Raw genomic sequence first — 20,945 nt, 5'->3', positions numbered from 1 at the left:
GTTTTGGCCTTATGAAACGCTCCCGCCTCGGTTTGCTGGCGGTGGCGGTGCTGGTGTCGCTGACGCTGTGCCGCGACGACAACACGCTGCAAATCACCGTTGCCCGCGAACGCGGTTCGCTGCCGGACGGTTTTTTTCTCTATCAGTTGCTTGAGGATCGCGGTATCCGCGTGAAAAGCATTACCCCCGCCAAGGACAGTATGATTATTCATCTGGACACCCCGGAACAAGCGCAGGCAGCGCAATTGGTGCTGCAAAGTCACCTGCCCGAGGGCTATGCGATACTGAAAAGCCGCCGCTACAGCGCCTGGCAGTGGCTATACCGTCCTGCCGCCGATGAGGAGCGTCTGGGTTAACCCCGCCGCTTCGGCGTGCCGTCCTTGCCAAGCAGGCGCGCTCGCCGACCCTCTGCCCACTGCCGCCGTCAGGCGGCCTTGTCTTTAACCGGATTAACCCTAAGAAATTGTTACCACTTTTTTGCGGTTTAGCGGATCCGGGGCTACGCTTACCTTAAGCGCTAAACATCAGAAGCCCTTCTGGCTTTTAGCATGACGACCCGGATTCAACGCACCCGGTGCAATGACCTCTCACCCCGCGGTACGCCGCTACAGGCCGCGCTTCATGCCTGGCTCATGACGCCGGGAGGTTTCATCGGCGCTATCAGCGCCGGCGGGCAACACGGCTCAGGGCGTAGCAGGGTTAAAAATAATTAATGGTTGGTCGGGTGGACGCGGGCTTTTTTTCACCCCCGCCCCCGATGCCAAAGCCTTGAAGGAGTCTAACCATGGTCAAAGATGCCACTTCTGAACATTTACGTGCGGAATTGAAATCACTGGCGGATACGCTGGAAGAAGTGTTGCGTGGTTCCGCGCAAAAACCCAAAGCCGAGTTTGAAAAACTGCGTACTAAAGCGGAGCGCGCGCTCAAGGATACCCGCAGCCGTCTTGGCGATGGCGGCGAGCGTCTGGCGGAGCAAACCCGCGTAGTGGCCAGTAAGGCAGATGAATACGTACACGAATATCCTTGGGCGGGCATTGGCGTTGGCGCCGTGGTCGGCTTTATCCTCGGTGCACTTATTACACGGCGCTAATCATTATGATCGAACAGCAAAACCAGGGCCCTGGTAATGGCTTATTCAATATCGCCCAGCGAATCCTTACTATTGTCGTCGGTATGATAGAGACCCGACTGCGCCTGGCCGTAGTGGAGCTGGAGGAGGAAAAATTCAATATCATCCAGATGCTGATGATGGCCGGTATCACGCTGCTGTTTGCCGCGTTTGGTCTGATGAGTCTGCTGGTACTGGTGGTCCTGGCCATCGATCCGCAATACCGCCTGACGGCGATCGCCTCCACGACCGGCATACTGCTGCTGGCGATCGTCGGCGCGGTGGTGACCTTAGCTAAAGCGCGGAAATCCTCGTTACTTGGCGCAACGCGCGAGGAGTTGCAGGTGGATCGTAATATTCTTGAAAAGCTTCAGGATGAAATTAAAAACGAAGAAGTCGAACGCAAGCACGAGGAAGAGGTAAAAAGTAAGCAGCGCGACAGGATTGCGGAGGCAAAATGAGCGAACCCAAGCCGAAACACGCCAAAAAGCTGCTGTTGCTGCACCAAATCCAGCAACAGCGCCGGGCGCTGGGCGTGCAAAGTCGCCGGTGGCAGCTCGTCACCGCCCCTTGGGATCGGCGCTGGATGCGTCTGTTAAGTTTCCGCCGCTATCTGATTGCGGGCACCAGTCTATTGGCGCTGTACAACGTTCGTCACCCCAGCCGACTTATGCGCTGGGCGAAACGAGGCATTGGCATCTTGGGCGCGGTCAAAATGGTGCGTAAGGCGCTGGAAACCCGCTAGCCTTCACCCGAATCGAGGGGCGTGCTGGTTCCGGTCACATCCGATCACTGATTCCGATTTCACCCGATCACTAATTCTGATTTCATCCGATCACTGATTCCGGTCGCCCGATCAGCGATTCCGATTCTGTCCGATCGCTCATCTTCTGTTCCGCCATACTCTGGAGACTTTTAGCTTCCGAGGGCATGGCATGGCACGTAAAAAGAAGAAAGCGAGAACGGAAATGTGCATCTATATTAATGTATTACGTATGAAATTCGAGCAGCGTCGCTCGAATCGCACTATCGCAGCAGCGCTCGGCATAGGCTGTACTACCGTGCACGATATCCTCGGCCGATTCACGGTAGCTAACCTGGTCTGGCCATTGCCGGCGGAACTGTCCCCCGTCGACCTCGACCGCCTGCTCTATCCCGGCAAATCCGGAAAAGTTATCAATACCTTACCCAGCTGGCTTGATATCGATACCGAGTTAAGCCGCAAGGGCATGACCAAGCAGCTGCTCTGGATGGAATATCAGTCCGCCGTGGGCGGTGATGCCCTCGGTTACTCACAGTTTTGTGCACTGTTCCGTGACTGGAAAAAGAAGCAGCGGCGTTCCATGCGCATGGAGCACAAGGCTGGCGAAAAGCTCTTCATCGACTTCTGTGGCCCCACCGTACCTATCGTCAACCCTGCGACCGGTAGCGTACGCCAGGTCGCTATCTTCGTCGCTGCCATGGGCGTGTCAGGCTATGCGTATATCGAAGCCTGCGAAGGCCAGGAACATGGCATCGTGGCTCAACGCCAATAGCCGCTGCCTGCACTTCATGGGTGGGGTTCCGGAGCTGATGATACCTGATAATCTGCGCAGCGCTGTCAGCACCCCTGACCGCTATGAGCCGGTCATAAACCAGAGCTACCAGGCGCTGGCAAATCACTATGAGACAGTGGTGCTACCGGCGCGCCCGAGAAAACCGAAAGACAAGGCGAAGGCAGAATCAACTGTGCAGCTGGTAGAACGCTGGGTTTTGGCCCGGTTGCGTAAACGTAGGTTCTACTCGCTGGCCGAACTCAACCAGGTGATACGAGAACTCAATCATGAGTTGAATCTGCGCCCGATGCGTCATTACGGCGGACAAAGTCGCCTTGAACGCTTCGAGCAGCTGGACAAACCGGCTCTTGGGCCTCTACCGCCCACACAATGGGAATACAGTGAGTATCTCGTTGCCCGAGTGGGACCTGATTACCACATAGACTACGGCAAAAACTGGTACTCGGTGCCGCATCCGCTGGTTGGCGAGCGCGTTGACGTCATCGCCACCCAACGGCTGGTGCAAATCCACCATAAGGGCGTCTGCGTGGCTACGCACCCTCGCAGCGATAATGCCTATAGGCACACGACTCAGGCGGCGCACATGCCGGCTAACCATAAGGGGCAGAGTCAGTGGACGCCGGAAAGGCTGTGCAGTTGGGCGCTGTCGGTGGGTGTGTGCACACTGAAAGTGGTCGAGTCCATCCAAAAGAGCAAAGCCCATCCGGAGCAGGCTTACCGCTCCGTGCTGGGGCTACTCAATCTGCAACGGCGCTATGAGACGACGCGACTGGAGAAGGCCTGCGCGCTGACGTTGGAGAAAGTGTGCATTAACCGCTCTTTCATAGCCAACGTATTGAAACACGGTCGTGAAAGTGAGGTCACCCAGGACGGAGCCGGCGTATCAATGCTGGTTCACGAAAACCTCCGAGGTCCGGACAGTTATCACTAAGGAGAATAAATATGGATACACTGTTAATGACTCTGCGAGAGCTGAAGTTGTCGGCAATGGTCCAGGCGTTGGAGACGCAACGCGAACTCCCGGGGAGTTATGGGGAGCTGGGGTTCGAGGAGCGGTTGTCGTTGATGGTAGAATCGGAATGTTTTCATAGAAAAAACAATCACATATGCGTATGCGACGGCAATCGCAAATGCGCTTGCAGGCAAAACCGGAAGATATCCGTTATATCCCTAGCCGAGGAGTGACACCGGAACAGATGCGAGATCTGCTAGGGGGACAATATCTGAAATATCAGAAAAGCATACTCATCACGGGGCCGACAGGTACGGGCAAAACCTGGCTCAGTTGTGCGCTTGGTGAGCAGGCATGCCGGCAGCAATATAGCGTGCGTTACTGGCGAGTGGATCGGTTGCTGGCCCATCTTCACCAGTGTCAGGTAGACGGGACCTATCTAAAACAGCTTAAGCAGTTAGAAAAAATAGAGTTACTGATCTTGGACGACGTGGGCCTAGAATCAATAAGTTCGATGCAGGCAACGATGCTGTTGGAGGTGATGGAAGATCGCTACGACAAAAGCAGCAGCATCCTGATCAGTCAACTGCCGGTGAAAAAATGGTATGGACTGATAGAAAACCCCACGACAGCTGACGCGTTACTCGATCGATTAGTACACCCCAGCTATAGACTGGAACTTAAAGGCGAATCACTACGCAAAGAGCAAGGAGTAGCCAGCACAGGAAAAATAGACTAAACCCGAGTCAGAAGATGAGCAAACACGTGATCGAATATCACTGGAATGGGTGATCGGAAAATATCGGAATAACTGATCGGATGTCGCCGGAACAGCTGATCGGATACGTCGGAATCGAGCCTGTTTAGAGATTTGTGTATTTGCCTGATTTTGATATGTTCAATCCAACATCAAAAACAGGTTAATTTATGGACGAAAAACAGTTGCAGGCTCTGGCTAACGAACTGGCCAAAAATCTCAAAACCCCTGAAGATCTCAGTCACTTCGATCGGCTGCTGAAAAAAATTAGCGTCGAAGCAGCTCTCAATGCCGAAATGACCCATCACCTCGGCTACGATAAAAATCAGCCTAAACCGGGGACCAACGCCCGCAACGGCTATTCCACAAAAACCGTTACCACTGGCGATGGCCCGCTGGCGCTGCGTACTCCGCGCGATCGTGACGGTTCCTTTGAACCGCAACTGGTGAAGAAGAACCAGACCCGGATTACCGGGATGGATAACCAGATTTTATCGTTGTACGCCAAAGGGATGACCACCCGCGAGATCGCCGCCGCGTTCAAAGAGCTGTATGACGCCGATGTCTCGCCGGCGCTGGTCTCAAAGGTCACCGATGCGGTCATGGAGCAGGTTGTCGAATGGCAAAACCGGCCTCTGGATGCAGTCTATCCCATTGTTTATCTTGACTGTATCGTTCTAAAAGTCCGGCAGGACAGCTGCATCATCAACAAATCTGTGTTCCTGGCGCTGGGCATCAACATCGAAGGCCAGAAAGAGTTGCTAGGTATGTGGCTGACCGAAAATGAAGGCGCAAAGTTCTGGCTGAACGTGCTGACAGAGCTGAAAAACCGCGGCCTGAACGATATCCTTATCGCCTGCGTAGACGGGCTGAAAGGTTTCCCTGACGCTATTAACGCGGTGTATCCGGAGGCGCGGCTCCAGCTGTGTATCGTACATATGGTGCGCAACAGCCTGCGGTTCGTCTCCTGGAAGGACTACAAGGCCGTCACCCGCGACCTGAAAGCTATCTATCAGGCCCCTACGGAAGAAGCCGGCTTGCAGGCGCTGGAAGCGTTCTCCAGTGCCTGGGACATCCGCTACCCGCAAATAAGTCGAAGCTGGCAGGCAAACTGGGCCAATCTGGCCACGTTCTTTGCCTATCCAACGGACATCCGCAAGGTGATCTACACGACCAACGCCATCGAGTCGTTAAACAGCGTGATCCGGCATGCCATCAAAAAGCGCAAGGTGTTCCCGACCGACGACGCAGTGAAAAAGGTGGTGTGGCTGGCGATACAGGCATTTACACAGAATCGTGTACAGGGTCCAAAAGGCCTCTCTCCCCCCCCCCGCAGACTTTAACCCGTCCGACCGGGATGCGGAACAGGTCCCGTATCAGAAGGCGGCCTTCAATTTCCGTTAACCACCGGCCGTCGCTAACGTCACTGAACTGATAATCGACGATAAAGCGTTTGCTACCTTCCAACAGTACGCCGGGCCGGACGGGGATATCACGATCGGGTTTAAACCAACCAATATCAAGGTAAAATGTGCCTGCATCATAGATTTCACCCTTGATAAGTTTACTTGCCGGGACTTCGAGTGTTTGTTGCTGACTTTGATTGCGCGCGTTCGGACCGGCAAACATATCTCCCTGACCGCCGGTGAGCCATTCCAGACGGACGCCCGTATCCGCCAGGCATTTGACCACTAAATCAGAAGGGTATAAATCTTTTTTATAGCACATTGAAAGATTGCTGGCCGTGATACCGAGATGCTTACAATACTCAATTTTAGTATCAAAACCATAGGCTTGGATAATTCTGTCCAAGACTGCACCGCCTCCCGCTTTAAAATTTATACTTAACATGGCATGGTTTCCGCAAAGATACTGCAGCTTCCGACGTATCCGATCAGCTGTTCCGGCGACATCCGATCAGTTATTCCGATATTTTCCGATCACCCATTCCAGTGATATTCGATCACGTGTTCGCTCATCTTCTGACTCGGGTTTAGTCTATTTTTCCTGTGCTGGCTACTCCTTTCTCTTTGCATAGTGATTCGCCTTTAAGTTCCAGTCTATAGCTGGGGTGTACTAACCGATCGAGTAACGCGTCAGCTGTCGTGGGGTTTTCTATCAGTCCATACCATTTTTTCACCGGCAGTTGACTGATCAGGATGCTGCTGCTTTTGTCGTAGCGATCTTCCATCACCTCCAACAGCATCGTTGCCTGCATCGGACTTATTGATTCTAGGCCCACGTCGTCCAAGATCAGTAACTCTATTTTTTCTAACTGCTTAAGCTGTTTTAGATAGGTCCCGTCTACCTGACACTGGTGAAGATGGGCCAGAAACCGACCCACTCGCCAGTAACGCACGCTATATTGCTGCCGGCATGCCTGCTCACCAAGCGCACAACTGAACCAGGTTTTGCCCGTACCTGTCGGCCCCGTGATGAGTATGCTTTTCTGATATTTCAGATATTGTCCCCCTAGCAGATCTCGCATCTGTTCCGGTGTCACTCCTCGGCTAGGGATATAGCGGATATCTTCCGGTTTTGCCTGCAAGCGCATTTGCGATTGCCGTCGCAGACGGCATATGTGGTTGTTTTTTCTATGTAAATTTTCCGCTTCTACCATCAGCGACAACCGCTCCTCGAACCCCAGCTCCCCATAACTCCCCGGGAGTTCGCGTTGCGTCTCCAACGCCTGGACCATTGCCGACAACTTCAGCTCTCGCAGAGCCATTAACAGTGTATCCATATTTATTCTCCTTAGTGATAACCGTCCGGACCTCGGAGGTTTTCGTGAACCAGCATTGATACGCCTGCTCCGTCCTGGGTGACCTCACTTTCACGACCGTGTTTCAATACGTTGGCTATGAAAGAGCGGTTAATGCACCCTTTTTCCAACGCCAGCGCGCAGGCCTTCTCCAGTCGCGTCGTCTCATAGCGCCGTTGCAGATTGAGTAGCCCCAGCACGGAGAGGTAAGCCTGCTCCGGATGGGCTTTGCTCTTCTGGATGGACTCGACCACTTTCAGTGTGCACACACCCACCGACAGCGCCCAACTGCACAGCCTTTCCGGCGTCCACTGACTCTGCCCCTTATGGTTAGCCGGCATGTGCGCCGCCTGAGTCGTGTGCCTATAGGCGTTATCGCTGCGAGGGTGCGTAGCCACGCAGACGCCCTTATGGTGGATTTGCACCAGCCGTTGGGTGGCGATGACGTCAACGCGCTCGCCAACCAGCGGATGCGGCACCGAGTACCAGTTTTTGCCGTAGTCTATGTGGTAATCAGGTCCCACTCGGGCAACGAGATACTCACTGTATTCCCATTGTGTGGGCGGTAGAGGCCCAAGAGCCGGTTTGTCCAGCTGCTCGAAGCGTTCAAGGCGACTTTGTCCGCCGTAATGACGCATCGGGCGCAGATTCAACTCATGATTGAGTTCTCGTATCACCTGGTTGAGTTCGGCCAGCGAGTAGAACCTACGTTTACGCAACCGGGCCAAAACCCAGCGTTCTACCAGCTGCACAGTTGATTCTGCCTTCGCCTTGTCTTTCGGTTTTCTCGGGCGCGCCGGTAGCACCACTGTCTCATAGTGATTTGCCAGCGCCTGGTAGCTCTGGTTTATGACCGGCTCATAGCGGTCAGGGGTGCTGACAGCGCTGCGCAGATTATCAGGTATCATCAGCTCCGGAACCCCACCCATGAAGTGCAGGCAGCGGCTATTGGCGTTGAGCCACGATGCCATGTCCTGGCCTTCGCAGGCTTCGATATACGCATAGCCTGACACGCCCATGGCAGCGACGAAGATAGCGACCTGGCGTACGCTACCGGTCGTAGGGTTGACGATAGGTACGGTGGGGCCACAGAAATTGATGAAGAGCTTTTCACCAGCCTTGTGCTCCATGCGCATGGAACGCCGCTGCTTCTTTGTTCCAGTCACGGAACAGTGCACAAAACTGTGAGTAACCGAGGGCATCACCGCCCACGGCGGACTGATATTCCATCCAGAGCAGCTGCTTGGTCATGCCCTTGCGGCTTAACTCGGTATCGATATCAAGCCAGCTGGGTAAGGTATTGATAACTTTTCCGGATTTGCCGGGATAGAGCAGGCGGTCGAGGTCGACGGGGGACAGTTCCGCCGGCAATGGCCAGACCAGGTTAGCTACCGTGAATCGGCCGAGGATATCGTGCACGGTAGTACAGCCTATGCCGAGCGCTGCTGCGATAGTGCGATTCGAGCGACGCTGCTCGAATTTCATACGTAATACATTAATATAGATGCACATTTCCGTTCTCGCTTTCTTCTTTTTACGTGCCATGCCATGCCCCCGGAAGCTAAAAGTCTCCAGAGTATGGCGGAACAGAAGATGAGCGATCGGACAGAATCGGAATCGCTGATCGGGCGACCGGAATCAGTGATCGGGTGAAATCGGAATCAGTGATCGGATGTGACCGGAACCAGCACCCCTGCAATATCCAGTGACAGCGGCCGATATTGCCCGGTCTCGTCGATACGTTCATAAAGGCGAATGTAGCTCTTGCTGCTCACCACCTGCACCGCTTCCGCCAGCGCATCCATCGCCCGCAACCAGCGCGGGTCGGTGATATCATGGCGACGTAATTGCAGAATACGGGCGCTTTGTTGAATAAATCCGAAATTTGTGACGACTTCCTCCCTATCAGGGCGATTGTTACATGATGCGGACGCTGTTTGGCATTCCTAACAGCGTGATCCGGTTAAGCGCTTTGACCATTGCCATAGCCTCACCTACCTGCGCGTCATAGTCATGCAGACTCAGATGACCACCCAGAAGTGTTTTAAACCGGAACATGGCCGTTTCAGCCAGTGAACGCCGGTGATAACCTACTTTCTTTTTCCAGGTATCGTTATTGCCGCTCAGATGGGCTTTGTTGAATAAATCGAACTTTTAGGTGACTGGCGGCTCTGATCACTACATTCGTTTCAACATCAGGTCCCCATGGCAAAGCAAAAGTTTAAAATCACCAACTGGCCCGCATACAACAATGCGCTCAGGCAGCGGGGGGACCTGACAGTATGGCTTGATGAGTCAGCCATTGCTGCATGGACTGAGAGTACACCACCTGAACATCGTGGCCGGCCGCTTCACTACACCGATATGGCCATTACCACGGTTCTGATGATAAAGCGCGTGTTTAACCTTTCGCTCCGGGCGTTACAGGGTTTCGTTGACGCGATTTTTAAACTGATGGGGCTGTCGCTGCGCTGCCCAGATTACTCTCTGGTCAGCCGGCGAGCAAAAACCGTCGACATCAGCATAAAAACGCCAACCCGCGGCGAAATCTCACACCTGGTCATCGATGGCACCGGCCTGAAAGTCTTCGGCGAAGGCGAATGGAAAGTCAGGCAGCATGGGGCTGAGAGGCGCAGAGTATGGCGCAAGCTTCATCTGGCAGTAGATAGCGCGACACATGAAATTATCTGTGCCGATTTATCGCTAAGCGGTACGACAGATGCGCAGGCGCTGCCCGGGCTGATTAACCAAACCCACCGGAAAATAAGGGAAGCGTCGGCTGACAGTGCTTACGATACGCGTTACTGTCATGATGCTCTGCTGAGGAAAAAAATAAAGCCGCTTATCCCACCGCGAAGTGGTGCGCAATATTGGCCAGCTCGATACCATGAGCGTAACCATGCGGTGGCAAATCAGCATCTGAGGGGCAATAACGATACCTGGAAAAAGAAAGTAGGTTATCACCGGCGTTCACTGGCTGAAACGGCCATGTTCCGGTTTAAAACACTTCTGGGTGGTCATCTGAGTCTGCATGACTATGACGCGCAGGTAGGTGAGGCAATGGCAATGGTTAAAGCACTTAACCGGATCACACTGTTAGGAATGCCAAACAGCGTCCGCATCATGTAACAATCGCCCTGATAGGGAGGAAGTCGTCACAAATTTCGGATTTATTCAACAAAGCGCCTTGATGGCAGAAATGAGGCAGGAGAAGAAACCTTAACAAGCTATAGCAAAAGAGCCGTTTAAATAGACAAAATATAAATACATTGGGTGTATTTAGCAACGAAATTGTTAATAGAAAACTGTTTAAACGGCTTTCAAACTTACTCAAATCACGACCAATCCAGTCCAGAATATAGTGCAAAAAACTCATTTTCCGCTCATTTTTTTACGACGAGTCCAGAATCCTTAAAATCGTTGTGAGCCTCGCCAGAAAAGGGCTTCCGGCTAATCCGACGTTCCCCTTGAGAGTCCAGAAATGATTGCTAACCCACAGGATACAGGCGGATTTCCCGCAGGCGGAATCGGTGCATCGTCTGGATATGGCCACCAGCGGCGTGCTGGTGGTGGCGCTGACCAAGGCCGCGGAGCGCGAACCGAAACGCCAGTTTCGCGAGCGCGAGCCGCGCAAAACCTATATCGCCCGGGTGTGGGGGCATCCCGCGCGCGATGAAGGCGACGTCGATTTGCCGCTTATCTGCGACTGGCCGTACCGGCCGGACCCTGTACACGATTCTGTGTAAATGCCTTTTCTCAGAAGTGACCGTCCAGGCGGTCACCGAACTCGATAATAAAGCGGCTCATTGCCATGCGCCAGTCCCTCAAAGGCATTGTCCATTTCTGTGAGGCCGCCTGTATCGCCAGCCACACCACCTTTTTCACTGCGTCGTCGGTCGGGAACACCTTGCGCTTTTTGATGGCATGCCGGATCACGCTGTTTAACGACTCGATGGCGTTGGTCGTGTAGATCACCTTGCGGATGTCCGTTGGGTAGGCAAAGAACGTGGCCAGATTGGCCCAGTTTGCCTGCCAGCTTCGACTTATTTGCAGGTAGCGGATGTCCCAGGCACTGGAGAACGCTTCCAGCGCCTGCAAGCCGGCTTCTTCCGTAGGGGCCTGATAGATAGCTTTCAGGTCGCGGGTGACGGCCTTGTAGTCCTTCCAGGAGACGAACCGCAGGCTGTTGCGCACCATATGCACGATACACAGCTGGAGCCGCGCCTCCGGATACACCGCGTTAATAGCGTCAGGGAAACCTTTCAGCCCGTCTACGCAGGCGATAAGGATATCGTTCAGGCCGCGGTTTTTCAGCTCTGTCAGCACGTTCAGCCAGAACTTTGCGCCTTCATTATTCGGCCAGCCACATACCTAGCAACTCTTTCTGGCCTTCGATGTTGATGCCCAGCGCCAGGAACACAGATTTGTTGATGATGCGGCTGTCCTGCCGGACTTTTAGAACGATACAGTCAAGATAAACAATGGGATAGACTGCATCCAGAGGCCGGTTTTGCCATTCAACAACCTGCTCCATGACCGCATCGGTGACCTTTGAGACCAGCGCCGGCGAGACATCGGCGTCATACAGCTCTTTGAACGCGGCGGCGATCTCGCGGGTGGTCATCCCTTTGGCGTACAACGATAAAATCTGGTTATCCATCCCGGTAATCCGGGTCTGGTTCTTCTTCACCAGTTGCAGTTCAAAGGAACCGTCACGATCGCGCGGAGTACGCAGCGCCAGCGGGCCATCGCCAGTGGTAACGGTTTTTGTGGAATAGCCGTTGCGGGCGTTGGTCCCCGGTTTAGGCTGATTTTTATCGTAGCCGAGGTGATGGGTCATTTCGGCATTGAGAGCTGCTTCGACGCTGATTTTTTTCAGCAGCCGATCGAAGTAACTGAGATCTTCAGGGGTTTTGAGATTTTTGGCCAGTTCGTTAGCCAGAGCCTGCAACTGTTTTTCGTCCATAAATTAACCTGTTTTTGATGTTGGATTGAACATATCAAAATCAGGCAAATACACAAATTTCTAAACAGGCTCACCGGCCGCGGCAAAAGGTCTGCTTTGACACCGGTAAAGCGGCGCTGACCCACTTTGAGGTGCTATCCCGCGATCCCGATCATAGCGCCCGCGTGCGGCCAAAGCCATGGCGCCGCGGCTATTGTTTCACGCCCAAACCCTGGCCATCACCCATCCCCATTACGGCTCGCCGATTCATTTCCATCGCGAGGCAGATTTCTAAACCGCCGCTCTTGCTTTGCCGCTGCGGCGAACGCGCGGCACGACATACCGAACCTCGGCGTGCCTTGCCCCGCCCACCCGGGCGCGGCCTGCGCCCGGCGGTTAGCCCTGAGCGTCATTTACCGCTTAGCGAAAGCCCTTTTCCCGCTTTAAGAGATCATAGGCCTGCTGGATCGCTTGCGTTTTCTGTTTGGCCATTTCCATCATTTCCGGCGGCAGCCCTTTCGCCACCAGCTTGTCGGGATGATGCTCGCTCATCAGCTTGCGGTAGGCGCGCTTAATCGTCGGGCCATCGTCCTGGGGACTGACGCCGAGCACTTTGCAGGCGTCCTCCAGAGTCGGTCCCTGCGCCCGCCCCGGCTGGCGGTAGCTGCCCTGGTAAGACTCATGCTGACCGCCGAACTGCGCGCCGCCCTCCATCATGCTGAGGAACTGATCAAACTGGCCGCGGCTGATGCCCAGCTCTTCGGCGATGACGTACAGCACCTGCCGCTCGTTGGGGTGCAGCGAACCATCCGCGAAGGCCGCCTGGATTTGGATTTCCAAAAACATGCGGATAAGATCGAAACGGCCAAAGCAGACCTGGCGAAACTCGCGCAGCCGGCCGCGCAGCGGGAAATCGCTATCTTTCCCTTCGCGGAACGCCTCCTGTGCGGCGCTTTTAAGCGCATCATTCAGCTGCATCCGCGTCATCAACCGATTGGCGTTTACGATGTCCGCCTCGGTGACCCGCCCTTTGGACTTGGTCAAATGGCCCATCACCTGGAAAGTGGTGCGGAAAAAAACGTTTTGCCGGGTTTGTTGATCGGAAAAATAGCCGGGACCGGTCACGCGGGCGCCCCGCACCTTATCCACCATATGGCCAATCAGCAGGCCCAGTACGATGACCCAAAAACCGCCGCCCGACCAAATCGCCACAATAACGCCCAACAGCTTACCCCAATAACGCATATACTCCTCAATTCATCATGCCGTCGGTACAAAATTGCTTTATCATACCTGTCATTTAACGCTAAACCTAACGGTGCGCGGCGAAACGGCAGGATTTAACACTGGCGCAACGCTTATGAGTGATATAGTCTCTGACCGTTTGCCACGATAAGCCCTGGATGACGGAACACCTGAAAAACGCTTATGAAAAAACGTTTACCCACACTGCTGGCCAGCCTTATCGGGTCCGCTCTTTATAGCCAGCAGGCGCTGGCCGATCTGGCGGATCAATGCCTGTTAGGCGTGCCGGCCTATACCAAACCTCTTGTCAATGGCGACCCCAACGCGCTGCCGGTGTATATACAGGCCGATAAAGCCGCGGCGAATTATCCCGAACATGCGCTATTTAGCGGCAACGTGGATATTGAACAAGGCAACAGCACGCTCACCGCCGATGAAGTGCAGCTCACGCAGCGCCAGGAGCAAAACCAGGCTCCGCTGCGTACCGTTACCGCCACCGGCAATGTCAATTATGCCAGCAATGAGATCAAACTGCAGGGCCCCAAAGCCTGGTCTAATCTCAACACCAAAGATACCGACGTCTATCAGGGTAATTACCAGATGGTGGGCCGGCAGGGCCGCGGCGACGCCGATACCATGAAACAGCGCGGCGATAACCGCTACACGGTATTGGAAAACGGCAGTTTTACCTCCTGCCTGCCGGGGGACGACAGCTGGAGCGTGGTCGGTTCGGAGGTGATCCACGACCGCGAGGAGCAAGTCGCCGAGATTTGGAACGCGCGCTTTAAAATCGGTAAGGTGCCGGTCTTCTACAGTCCATATTTGCAAATGCCGGTGGGCGACAAGCGCCGCTCCGGTTTCCTTATCCCCAATGCCAAATACGGCAGTAACAACGGCTTCGAGTTCAGCGCGCCCTACTACCTGAACCTGGCGCCCAATTACGACGCCACTATCACGCCGAATTACATGAGTAAACGCGGCACCCAGATCCAGACCGAGTTCCGCTACCTGACGACCCCGGGCGAAGGGCTGGTGGAATTCGACTGGCTACCCAAAGATCGCGTTTACAGCAGCGAACACGCCAGCGATGGCGATAGCGACCGCTGGCTGCTCTATTGGCATCATAACGGCGTCATGGATCAGGTGTGGCGTTTCAACGTCGACTATACCAAAGTCAGCGATTCCAACTATTTCGACGATCTGGATTCCAAGTACGGCAGTACCACCGACGGCTACGCCACGCAAAAATTCAGCTTCGGCTATGCCGATGAAAACTGGGATTCCGCCCTGTCGTACAAGCAGTTCCAGGTGTTTGACACCAATAGCAGCGACGCTTACCGCGCCGCGCCCCAGTTCGACTTGACCTACTATAAAAACGACATCGGTCCCTTTGACCTCAAGGTATTCAGCCAGACGGCCAAATTTACCAACGTCAACAACGATTATCCCGAAGCCACCCGGCTGCATATTGAGCCCACGCTCAACCTGCCGCTGGCCAACCTCTGGGGCAGTCTGAATACCGAAGTCAAGCTGATAGCCACACACTATCAGCAGGAAAATATCGATTATTACAACGAGAATACCACCACCGGCCGTCACCTGAAGGGCTCGGTCAACCGGGTTATGCCGCAGTTTAAAACCGACGGCAAGATGGTTTTCGAGCGCGATATGGATTACGCGCCCGATTACACCCAGACGCTGGAGCCGCGGCTGCAATACCTGTATGTCCCCTATCGCAATCAGAACGATATCGGCGTTTACGACTCCACTATCCTGCAAACCGACTACTCCGGCCTGTTCCGCGATCGCACCTACAGCGGCCTCGACCGTATTTCGTCCGCCAACCAACTGGCGGGCGGCGTGACCACCCGAATTTATGACGATCAGCGCGTGGAACGATTTAACGCCTCCGTGGGTCAAATCTACTACTTCTCGTGGCCCCGTACCGGTGATATCACCGGTACCTGGGATAATTATGATAATACCGGCAGCGTGGTTTGGGCGGGAGATAGCTACTGGCGTATCAGCAATCAGTGGGGGGTCCGCGGCGGCCTGCAGTATGACTCCCGTTTGAACAGCGTTGCGCTGGGCGATGCGGTGCTGGAGTACCGGCGCGACGAGAACCGCATCCTGCAGCTGAACTACCGTTACGCCAGCCCGCAATATATTGAGCAGATGCTGTCCGACATTAGCCATCCCGGCTATCAACAGGGCATTTCGCAGGTGGGGGTCACCGGCAGTTGGCCACTGGTTGACCACTGGTCGCTGGTCGGCGCGTATTATTACGATACCAAGGCCAACCAGCCGGCGGATCAATTGGTCGGCCTGCAATACAACACCTGCTGCTGGGCTATCAATGTGGGCTATGAGCGGAAGATCATCGGTTGGAACAATACCGACAGTTCCAGCCAGTACGACAACAAAGTGTCGTTTAATATTGAACTGCGCGATTTGAGCAGCAATTATGGCCTGGGTACGGATAAGATGTTGGGATCCGGCATTCTCCCCTATCAGCGGGCGTTTTAATGCTGCAGTCTCGACGCAAACATTGAACTTAATCCGCGTATGCGGCTGATATATATGGAAAAGTCATGAAAAACTGGAAAACATTTATCCTCGGCCTCGCCCTGTGCGCCCAAGGCGCCCTCGCCGCCCCGCAGGTCGTGGATAAAGTTGCCGCCGTAGTGGACAACGGCGTCGTCCTGGAAAGTGATGTGAACAACATGCTGACCACGGTGAAACGCGGCGCGCAGGAAGCCAATCAACAACTGCTGGACGACGCGACGCTGCGCCGCCAGATCCTCGACCGGCTGATTATGGATAACATTATTTTGCAGCTGGCCCAGCGCGCCAACATCACCATCAGCGACGAGCAGCTGGATCAGGCCATCGGCAATATCGCCGCCCAGAACCACATGACCCTCGATCAGTTGCGCAGCCGCCTGGTCTATGACGGCATGGACTACAACACCTACCGGGCGCAAATCCGCAAAGAGATGCTTATAGCCAAAGTGCGCAACGGCGAAGTTCGTCGCCGTGTGAATATTTTGCCGCAGGAAGTGGACTCGCTGGCGCAGCAGATCGCCGCCCAAACCGGCAACGGCGCGGAATTTAATCTCAGCCATATTCTGATTCCGCTGCCAGAAAACCCGACCCAGGATCAGGTGGATAAAGCGGAAGCGCTGGCCAATTCTTTAGTCGAGCAGAGCAAGAGCGGCGCGGACTTCGGAAAGTTGGCAATCACTTACTCCGCTGACCCGCAGGCGCTGAAAGGCGGTCAAATGGGCTGGGGGAAACTTGAAGAGCTGCCGTCGCTGTTCGCGGCGCGCTTGCAGGGCGCTCAGAAGGGCAGCATTGTCGGCCCGATCCGCTCCGGCGTCGGTTTTCATATCCTGAAAGTCAACGACATTCGCGGCGGCGATCAGAAAGTGGCGGTTACCGAAGTACATGCGCGCCACATTCTTTTGCGCACCTCGGTGATGATGACCGATCAGCAGGCTCGCGCCAAGCTTGAGGATATCGCGGCGCAAATCAAGAGCGGTCGCATCAGCTTTAGCGCCGCCGCTAAACAGCTGTCCGAGGATCCGGGTTCCGCCAATCAGGGCGGCGATCTGGGCTGGAGCTCCGCCGATGCCTTCGACCCGGCCTTCCGCGATGCGCTGATGCACCTGAAGAAAGGGGAAATCAGCACGCCGGTGCATTCGTCCTTCGGCTGGCATTTGATTCAGCTTATCGACACCCGTCAGGTGGACCGCACCGACGCCGCCCAGAAAAACCGCGCCTATCGCCTGCTGTTCAATCGTAAGTTCGCCGAAGAGGCGCAAACCTGGATGCAGGAGCAGCGCGCGTCCGCCTATGTGAAAATTATCGACAACAATGGGCAATAACCAACGCATAGTCATCACTCCCGGCGAACCCACCGGGATAGGTCCCGATCTCGTCGCCATAATGGCCCAGCAGGCGTGGCCGGTCGAGCTGTTGATCTGCGCCGATCCGGCGCTGTTAACGGCGCGGGCGCGGCAGCTCAACCTGCCGCTGCGGCTGCACCCCTACCGTCCCGAAGAGCCGGCTACGCCGCGCCAGGCTGGAGAGCTGACGGTGCTGGCCATCGAGGCGCCGGCGCCGGTCACTGCCGGTGAACTCAATGCCGCCAATAGCCATTATGTGATAGCGACCCTGGCCCGCGCCTGCGACGGCTGCCTCAGCGGCGAGTTCGCCGCGCTGCTCACCGGTCCGGTGCATAAGGGCATCATTAACGACGGCGGCCTGCCGTTTAGCGGCCATACCGAATATTTCGCCGAACGCAGCGGCTGCGATCGCGTCGTTATGATGTTGGCCACCGAGTCGCTGCGCGTCGCGCTCGCCACCACCCACTTGCCGCTGCTGGCGGTTCCGGGCGCCATCACCCGCCAGTCCCTGGATGAAGTCATTACGATTTTGGTCCAGGATCTCAAGTGGCAATTCGGTATCGCACAGCCGTGCATCTATGTCTGCGGGCTTAACCCCCACGCCGGCGAAGGCGGCCATATGGGCCGGGAAGAAATCGAAGTGATCACGCCTGCCCTGGATACGCTGCGCGCCAAAGGGTATAATCTGGTCGGTCCGTTGCCTGCCGATACCCTATTTCAACCGAAATATTTACAGCAGGCGGATGCGGTGCTGGCGATGTATCACGATCAGGGTCTGCCGGTGCTGAAATATCAGGGATTCGGCCGGGCGGTCAATATCACGCTGGGGCTCCCCTTCATTCGTACCTCCGTCGATCACGGCACCGCCCTGGAGCTGGCCGGATCGGGACAGGCGGAGGCCGGCAGTATCAAAACGGCGCTTAATCTCGCCATCGACATGATAAAACATCGTAATGAATAACCGCGTTCATCAGGAGCATCTGGCGCGCAAGCGTTTCGGCCAGAACTTTCTGCACGATAGCTCAATTATTGATGCTATTGTTGCCGCCATTCATCCCGAGCCTGGCCAGGCAATAGTGGAAATCGGCCCCGGCCTGGGCGCACTGACCGAGCCGGTGGCGGAGCGCATCGACGCCATGACCATTATCGAGCTTGACCGTGATTTGGCCGCCCGCCTGGCCAGCCATCCTTTTTTGCAGTCCAAGCTCAACATCGTACAGCAGGACGCGATGACGGTGGATTTCGCCGCGCTGTCCGCCGAACGGGGCCAGCCGCTGCGGGTATTCGGCAATCTGCCCTACAACATTTCCACGCCGCTTATGTTCCACCTTTTCAGCTATACTCATGCCATTCGCGATATGCACTTTATGCTGCAAAAAGAGGTGGTCAACCGGCTGGTGGCGGGCCCGAACAGCAAGGCCTACGGCCGGTTGAGTGTGATGGCGCAGTACTACTGCAACATCATCCCGGTACTGGAAGTGCCGCCGACCTCGTTTCGCCCGGCGCCGAAAGTGGATTCGGCGGTGGTGCGGCTGGTGCCCTATGCTACGCTACCGTTCCCGGTCCGCGATTTGAGTAAACTGGCCACGTTGACCAGCCTGGCGTTCAACCAGCGCCGCAAGACGCTGCGCAACAGTCTGGGCAACCTTTTCAGTGCGCAACAGTTGGCGGAACAGGGTATCGACGCGACGCTGCGCGCGGAAAATTTGAGCGTTGAGCATTACTGCCGGTTGGCTAACGTGCTGGCGGAGCGCCTCGTTTCACAGGACTAACAGGAGTGCTTTGATGATAAACTCGCCCCGTGTCTGCGTTCAGGTTCAGAGCATGTACATAGAGACCCAGTCTCAGCCGGAAAAGGATCGTTACGTTTTCGCCTATACCATCACGCTGCGCAATCTGGGACGGCACCCCGTGCAGCTGATGGGGCGTTACTGGCTTATCACCAACGCCAACGGCCAGGAGATCGAGGTCCAGGGCGAAGGGGTGGTGGGCGAGAAGCCGCGCATCCTTCCCGGCGGCGAGTTTCAATATACCAGCGGTGCGGTGTTGGAAACCCCGCTCGGCACCATGCAGGGCCATTACGATATGGTCGATGATCAGGGACAAGGGTTTCACGTTGCGATCCCCGTCTTCCGCCTGGCGATTCCTACTCTTATAAACTAACTATGTCGACTTATTTAATCGGTGATATTCACGGCTGCTTCGATGAGCTGAAAATCATATTGGCGCAGGTTGAGTTCAATCCGGCGCTGGACACCCTGTGGCTGACCGGCGATCTGGTCGCGCGCGGCCCCGATTCGCTAGAGGTGCTGCGTCTGGTGCGCAGTTTGGGCGATAGCGTACGTATGGTGCTGGGCAATCACGATCTGCATTTACTGGCGGTCTATGCCGGTATCAGCCGCAATAAGCCGAAAGATCGCATCACACCGCTGCTGGAAGCGCCGGACGCCGATGAATTAATCAACTGGCTGCGCCGCCAGCCGGTGCTACAGGTGGATGAGGAGAAAAAATTGGTGATGGCCCACGCCGGCATCACGCCGCAGTGGGATCTCGCGACGGCGCGCCAGTGCGCACGGGAGGTAGAGGCGGTTCTCAGCAGCGACAGCTATCCGCTGTTCCTCGACGCCATGTACGGCGATATGCCGAACAACTGGAGCCCGGAGCTGAGCGGTCTGGCGCGTTTACGGTTCAGTACCAACGTGTTCACCCGCATGCGCTACTGCTTTCCCAACGGCCAGCTGGAAATGAACTGCAAGGATATACCGGAGAAAGCGCCGGCGCCGCTGCGGCCCTGGTTTGCGCTGCCGGGGCCGGTGCCCGAATGCTATAGCATCATTTTCGGCCACTGGGCTTCGCTAATGGGACAGGGAACACCGGTGAATATCTACGGGCTCGACACCGGCTGCTGCTGGGGCCGCGAACTGACTCTGCTGCGCTGGGAGGATAAAACCTTTACCCGCGTGCCCTCCAACCGGCAAAACGAGACCGGCATCGAAAATCCCATCAGCGCTTAAGGCCAACCCCGGCGGCCTGACGGGTGTCTGGCCGTTAAACCCCGGCGCGGACGACGCCACAAATCACGCATCATTCGCGGCGCTACAGGCCGGGTCGCACGTCACGCGCGGCGTTCGAGGACAAGCCGCGCGTCAGCCGCGGCGCTCCAAAACTTCAAAGCAGTAACTGTGGGTATTTTTCTCGTCGGCGTCATGGAATGCACTGAAGGTGGATTGCCATTCATCCGGCTCATAATCGGGAAACCAGGTATCGCCATCCACTTCCGCATCGATATGGGTCAGATAGAGCCGCCCGGCCTGTGGCAAAAAGGTCTCATAAACTTTCCCCCCGCCGATGACCATCACTTCTGCCACTGCACCCGCCGCGGCCAGCGCTTGCGCAGGCGTTGACACCCAGGTCACGTCGTCATTAACGCCGGGGTGGCTGCTCAGCACGATATTGTGTCTCCCCGGCAGCGGCTTACCGATGGACTCAAACGTCCGGCGCCCCATGATAACCGGTTTGTCGAGTGTGTTACGTTTAAACCAGGCCAGATCGGCGGAAAGATGCCAGGGCATGGCATTTTCCATCCCAATCACACGATCTACCGCCAGGGCGGCAATCAGGCTAATAATCATAAAAACCCTTACAGGCAACAAAATTGCTGACACTATACGGAAAGAGATCCGGGGCGTCGATAGCTGGCTTTGTAAGGCGTG

At 55.6% G+C, this 20,945-nt stretch carries 15 protein-coding genes and 9 pseudogenes; 16 read left to right on the top strand and 8 right to left on the bottom strand.

Features of this window, described 5'->3' with window-relative positions; genetic code table 11:
• Nucleotides 1-11: 11 nt before the first annotated feature.
• The 7 genes and pseudogenes from mzrA to SOPEG_RS07390 form a co-directional block, all read left to right on the top strand.
• A complete protein-coding gene (gene mzrA / locus SOPEG_RS07420) occupies nucleotides 12-356 on the top strand; it encodes an EnvZ/OmpR regulon moderator MzrA (RefSeq protein WP_038469750.1) in 345 nt (114 codons plus the stop codon).
• 428 nt (nucleotides 357-784) lie between these two features.
• Nucleotides 785-1,090 carry an ElaB/YgaM/YqjD family protein gene (locus tag SOPEG_RS07415; protein ID WP_025244871.1) on the top strand — a complete coding sequence of 102 codons (306 nt, stop codon included), beginning with the start codon at nucleotides 785-787 and terminating at the stop codon, nucleotides 1,088-1,090.
• Nucleotides 1,091-1,095: 5 nt separating this feature from the next.
• A pseudogene (locus SOPEG_RS07410) lies at nucleotides 1,096-1,476 on the top strand (phage holin family protein); the annotation flags it as partial.
• Between the two features lie 89 nt (nucleotides 1,477-1,565).
• Nucleotides 1,566-1,853 carry a YqjK-like family protein gene (locus SOPEG_RS07405; RefSeq protein WP_025244869.1) on the top strand — a complete coding sequence of 96 codons (288 nt, stop codon included), beginning with the start codon at nucleotides 1,566-1,568 and terminating at the stop codon, nucleotides 1,851-1,853.
• 190 nt (nucleotides 1,854-2,043) lie between these two features.
• Nucleotides 2,044-3,595 (top strand): annotated as a pseudogene (gene istA, locus SOPEG_RS07400) (IS21-like element ISSoEn3 family transposase).
• An 11-nt stretch (nucleotides 3,596-3,606) separates the two neighbouring features.
• Nucleotides 3,607-4,355, top strand: a pseudogene (gene istB / locus SOPEG_RS07395) (IS21-like element ISSoEn3 family helper ATPase IstB).
• A gap of 188 nt (nucleotides 4,356-4,543) precedes the next feature.
• Nucleotides 4,544-5,665, top strand: a pseudogene (locus SOPEG_RS07390) (IS256-like element ISSoEn2 family transposase); the annotation flags it as partial.
• On the opposite strand, the gene SOPEG_RS07385 reads toward SOPEG_RS07390, so the two are convergent.
• The 5 genes and pseudogenes from SOPEG_RS07385 to SOPEG_RS27245 all read right to left on the bottom strand — a co-directional run.
• A complete protein-coding gene (locus SOPEG_RS07385; RefSeq protein WP_236851651.1) occupies nucleotides 5,658-6,185 on the bottom strand; it encodes a phage repressor protein CI in 528 nt (175 codons plus the stop codon). The pseudogene SOPEG_RS07390 and the gene SOPEG_RS07385 sit on opposite strands and share 8 nt — an antisense overlap.
• A gap of 181 nt (nucleotides 6,186-6,366) precedes the next feature.
• The gene (istB, locus tag SOPEG_RS07380) at nucleotides 6,367-7,116 is read right to left on the bottom strand and encodes an IS21-like element ISSoEn3 family helper ATPase IstB (RefSeq protein WP_025244866.1); all 750 of its coding nucleotides are present in this window, start codon (nucleotides 7,114-7,116) and stop codon (nucleotides 6,367-6,369) included.
• A gap of 11 nt (nucleotides 7,117-7,127) precedes the next feature.
• Nucleotides 7,128-8,679 (bottom strand): annotated as a pseudogene (gene istA / locus SOPEG_RS07375) (IS21-like element ISSoEn3 family transposase).
• 116 nt (nucleotides 8,680-8,795) lie between these two features.
• Complete coding sequence (locus tag SOPEG_RS24280; RefSeq protein ID WP_257720381.1) at nucleotides 8,796-8,987, bottom strand: DUF3164 family protein; 192 nt, start codon at nucleotides 8,985-8,987, stop codon at nucleotides 8,796-8,798.
• A 64-nt stretch (nucleotides 8,988-9,051) separates the two neighbouring features.
• Nucleotides 9,052-9,264: pseudogene (locus SOPEG_RS27245) on the bottom strand (IS5/IS1182 family transposase); the annotation flags it as partial.
• A 75-nt stretch (nucleotides 9,265-9,339) separates the two neighbouring features.
• On the opposite strand from SOPEG_RS27245, the gene SOPEG_RS07365 reads away from it, so the two are divergent.
• Nucleotides 9,340-10,263, top strand: a complete 924-nt coding sequence (locus SOPEG_RS07365; protein ID WP_025244865.1) for an IS5-like element ISSoEn1 family transposase — start codon at nucleotides 9,340-9,342, stop codon at nucleotides 10,261-10,263.
• A 368-nt stretch (nucleotides 10,264-10,631) separates the two neighbouring features.
• Nucleotides 10,632-10,856 (top strand): annotated as a pseudogene (locus tag SOPEG_RS07360) (pseudouridine synthase); the annotation flags it as partial.
• Between the two features lie 34 nt (nucleotides 10,857-10,890).
• Here SOPEG_RS07360 and SOPEG_RS07355 read toward each other — a convergent pair.
• Nucleotides 10,891-12,100 (bottom strand): annotated as a pseudogene (locus SOPEG_RS07355) (IS256-like element ISSoEn2 family transposase).
• Between the two features lie 71 nt (nucleotides 12,101-12,171).
• Here SOPEG_RS07355 and SOPEG_RS29245 point away from each other — a divergent pair.
• Nucleotides 12,172-12,374 (top strand): annotated as a pseudogene (locus SOPEG_RS29245) (bifunctional tRNA pseudouridine(32) synthase/ribosomal large subunit pseudouridine synthase RluA); the annotation flags it as partial.
• A 125-nt stretch (nucleotides 12,375-12,499) separates the two neighbouring features.
• On the opposite strand, the gene djlA reads toward SOPEG_RS29245, so the two are convergent.
• Nucleotides 12,500-13,324, bottom strand: a complete 825-nt coding sequence (djlA, locus tag SOPEG_RS07350; RefSeq protein WP_025244862.1) for a co-chaperone DjlA — start codon at nucleotides 13,322-13,324, stop codon at nucleotides 12,500-12,502.
• A 183-nt stretch (nucleotides 13,325-13,507) separates the two neighbouring features.
• Here djlA and lptD point away from each other — a divergent pair, with 183 nt between their 5' ends.
• The 6 genes from lptD (at nucleotide 13,508) to apaH (ending at nucleotide 20,246) form a co-directional block, all read left to right on the top strand.
• A complete protein-coding gene (gene lptD, locus SOPEG_RS07345) occupies nucleotides 13,508-15,850 on the top strand; it encodes an LPS assembly protein LptD (protein WP_025244861.1) in 2,343 nt (780 codons plus the stop codon).
• 65 nt (nucleotides 15,851-15,915) lie between these two features.
• Nucleotides 15,916-17,211, top strand: a complete 1,296-nt coding sequence (gene surA / locus SOPEG_RS07340; RefSeq protein ID WP_025244860.1) for a peptidylprolyl isomerase SurA — start codon at nucleotides 15,916-15,918, stop codon at nucleotides 17,209-17,211.
• Entirely contained in the window at nucleotides 17,201-18,193 is a 993-nt protein-coding gene (gene pdxA / locus SOPEG_RS07335) for a 4-hydroxythreonine-4-phosphate dehydrogenase PdxA (RefSeq protein WP_025244859.1), read from the top strand. The genes surA and pdxA overlap by 11 nt, the downstream gene beginning before the upstream one ends.
• The gene (rsmA, locus tag SOPEG_RS07330) at nucleotides 18,186-19,004 is read left to right on the top strand and encodes a 16S rRNA (adenine(1518)-N(6)/adenine(1519)-N(6))-dimethyltransferase RsmA (protein WP_025244858.1); all 819 of its coding nucleotides are present in this window, start codon (nucleotides 18,186-18,188) and stop codon (nucleotides 19,002-19,004) included. Before pdxA ends, rsmA begins: the two co-directional genes overlap by 8 nt.
• Nucleotides 19,005-19,017: 13 nt before the next feature.
• Nucleotides 19,018-19,395 carry a Co2+/Mg2+ efflux protein ApaG gene (gene apaG, locus SOPEG_RS07325; RefSeq protein ID WP_025244857.1) on the top strand — a complete coding sequence of 126 codons (378 nt, stop codon included), beginning with the start codon at nucleotides 19,018-19,020 and terminating at the stop codon, nucleotides 19,393-19,395.
• 2 nt (nucleotides 19,396-19,397) lie between these two features.
• Nucleotides 19,398-20,246 (top strand): bis(5'-nucleosyl)-tetraphosphatase (symmetrical) ApaH, encoded by an 849-nt coding sequence (gene apaH / locus SOPEG_RS07320; protein WP_025244856.1) that lies wholly within the window; start codon nucleotides 19,398-19,400, stop codon nucleotides 20,244-20,246.
• A gap of 132 nt (nucleotides 20,247-20,378) precedes the next feature.
• Here apaH and folA read toward each other — a convergent pair whose 3' ends face one another.
• Nucleotides 20,379-20,864: a type 3 dihydrofolate reductase gene (gene folA / locus SOPEG_RS07315; RefSeq protein WP_025244855.1), complete on the bottom strand. Its 486-nt coding sequence runs from the start codon at nucleotides 20,862-20,864 to the stop codon at nucleotides 20,379-20,381.
• Nucleotides 20,865-20,945: the final 81 nt, after the last annotated feature.

This window comes from Candidatus Sodalis pierantonius str. SOPE, from assembly GCF_000517405.1.
GTDB classification, from domain to species: Bacteria; Pseudomonadota; Gammaproteobacteria; order Enterobacterales; family Enterobacteriaceae; genus Sodalis_C; species Sodalis_C pierantonii.
This window is presented reverse-complemented; position numbering and strand designations above follow the sequence as displayed.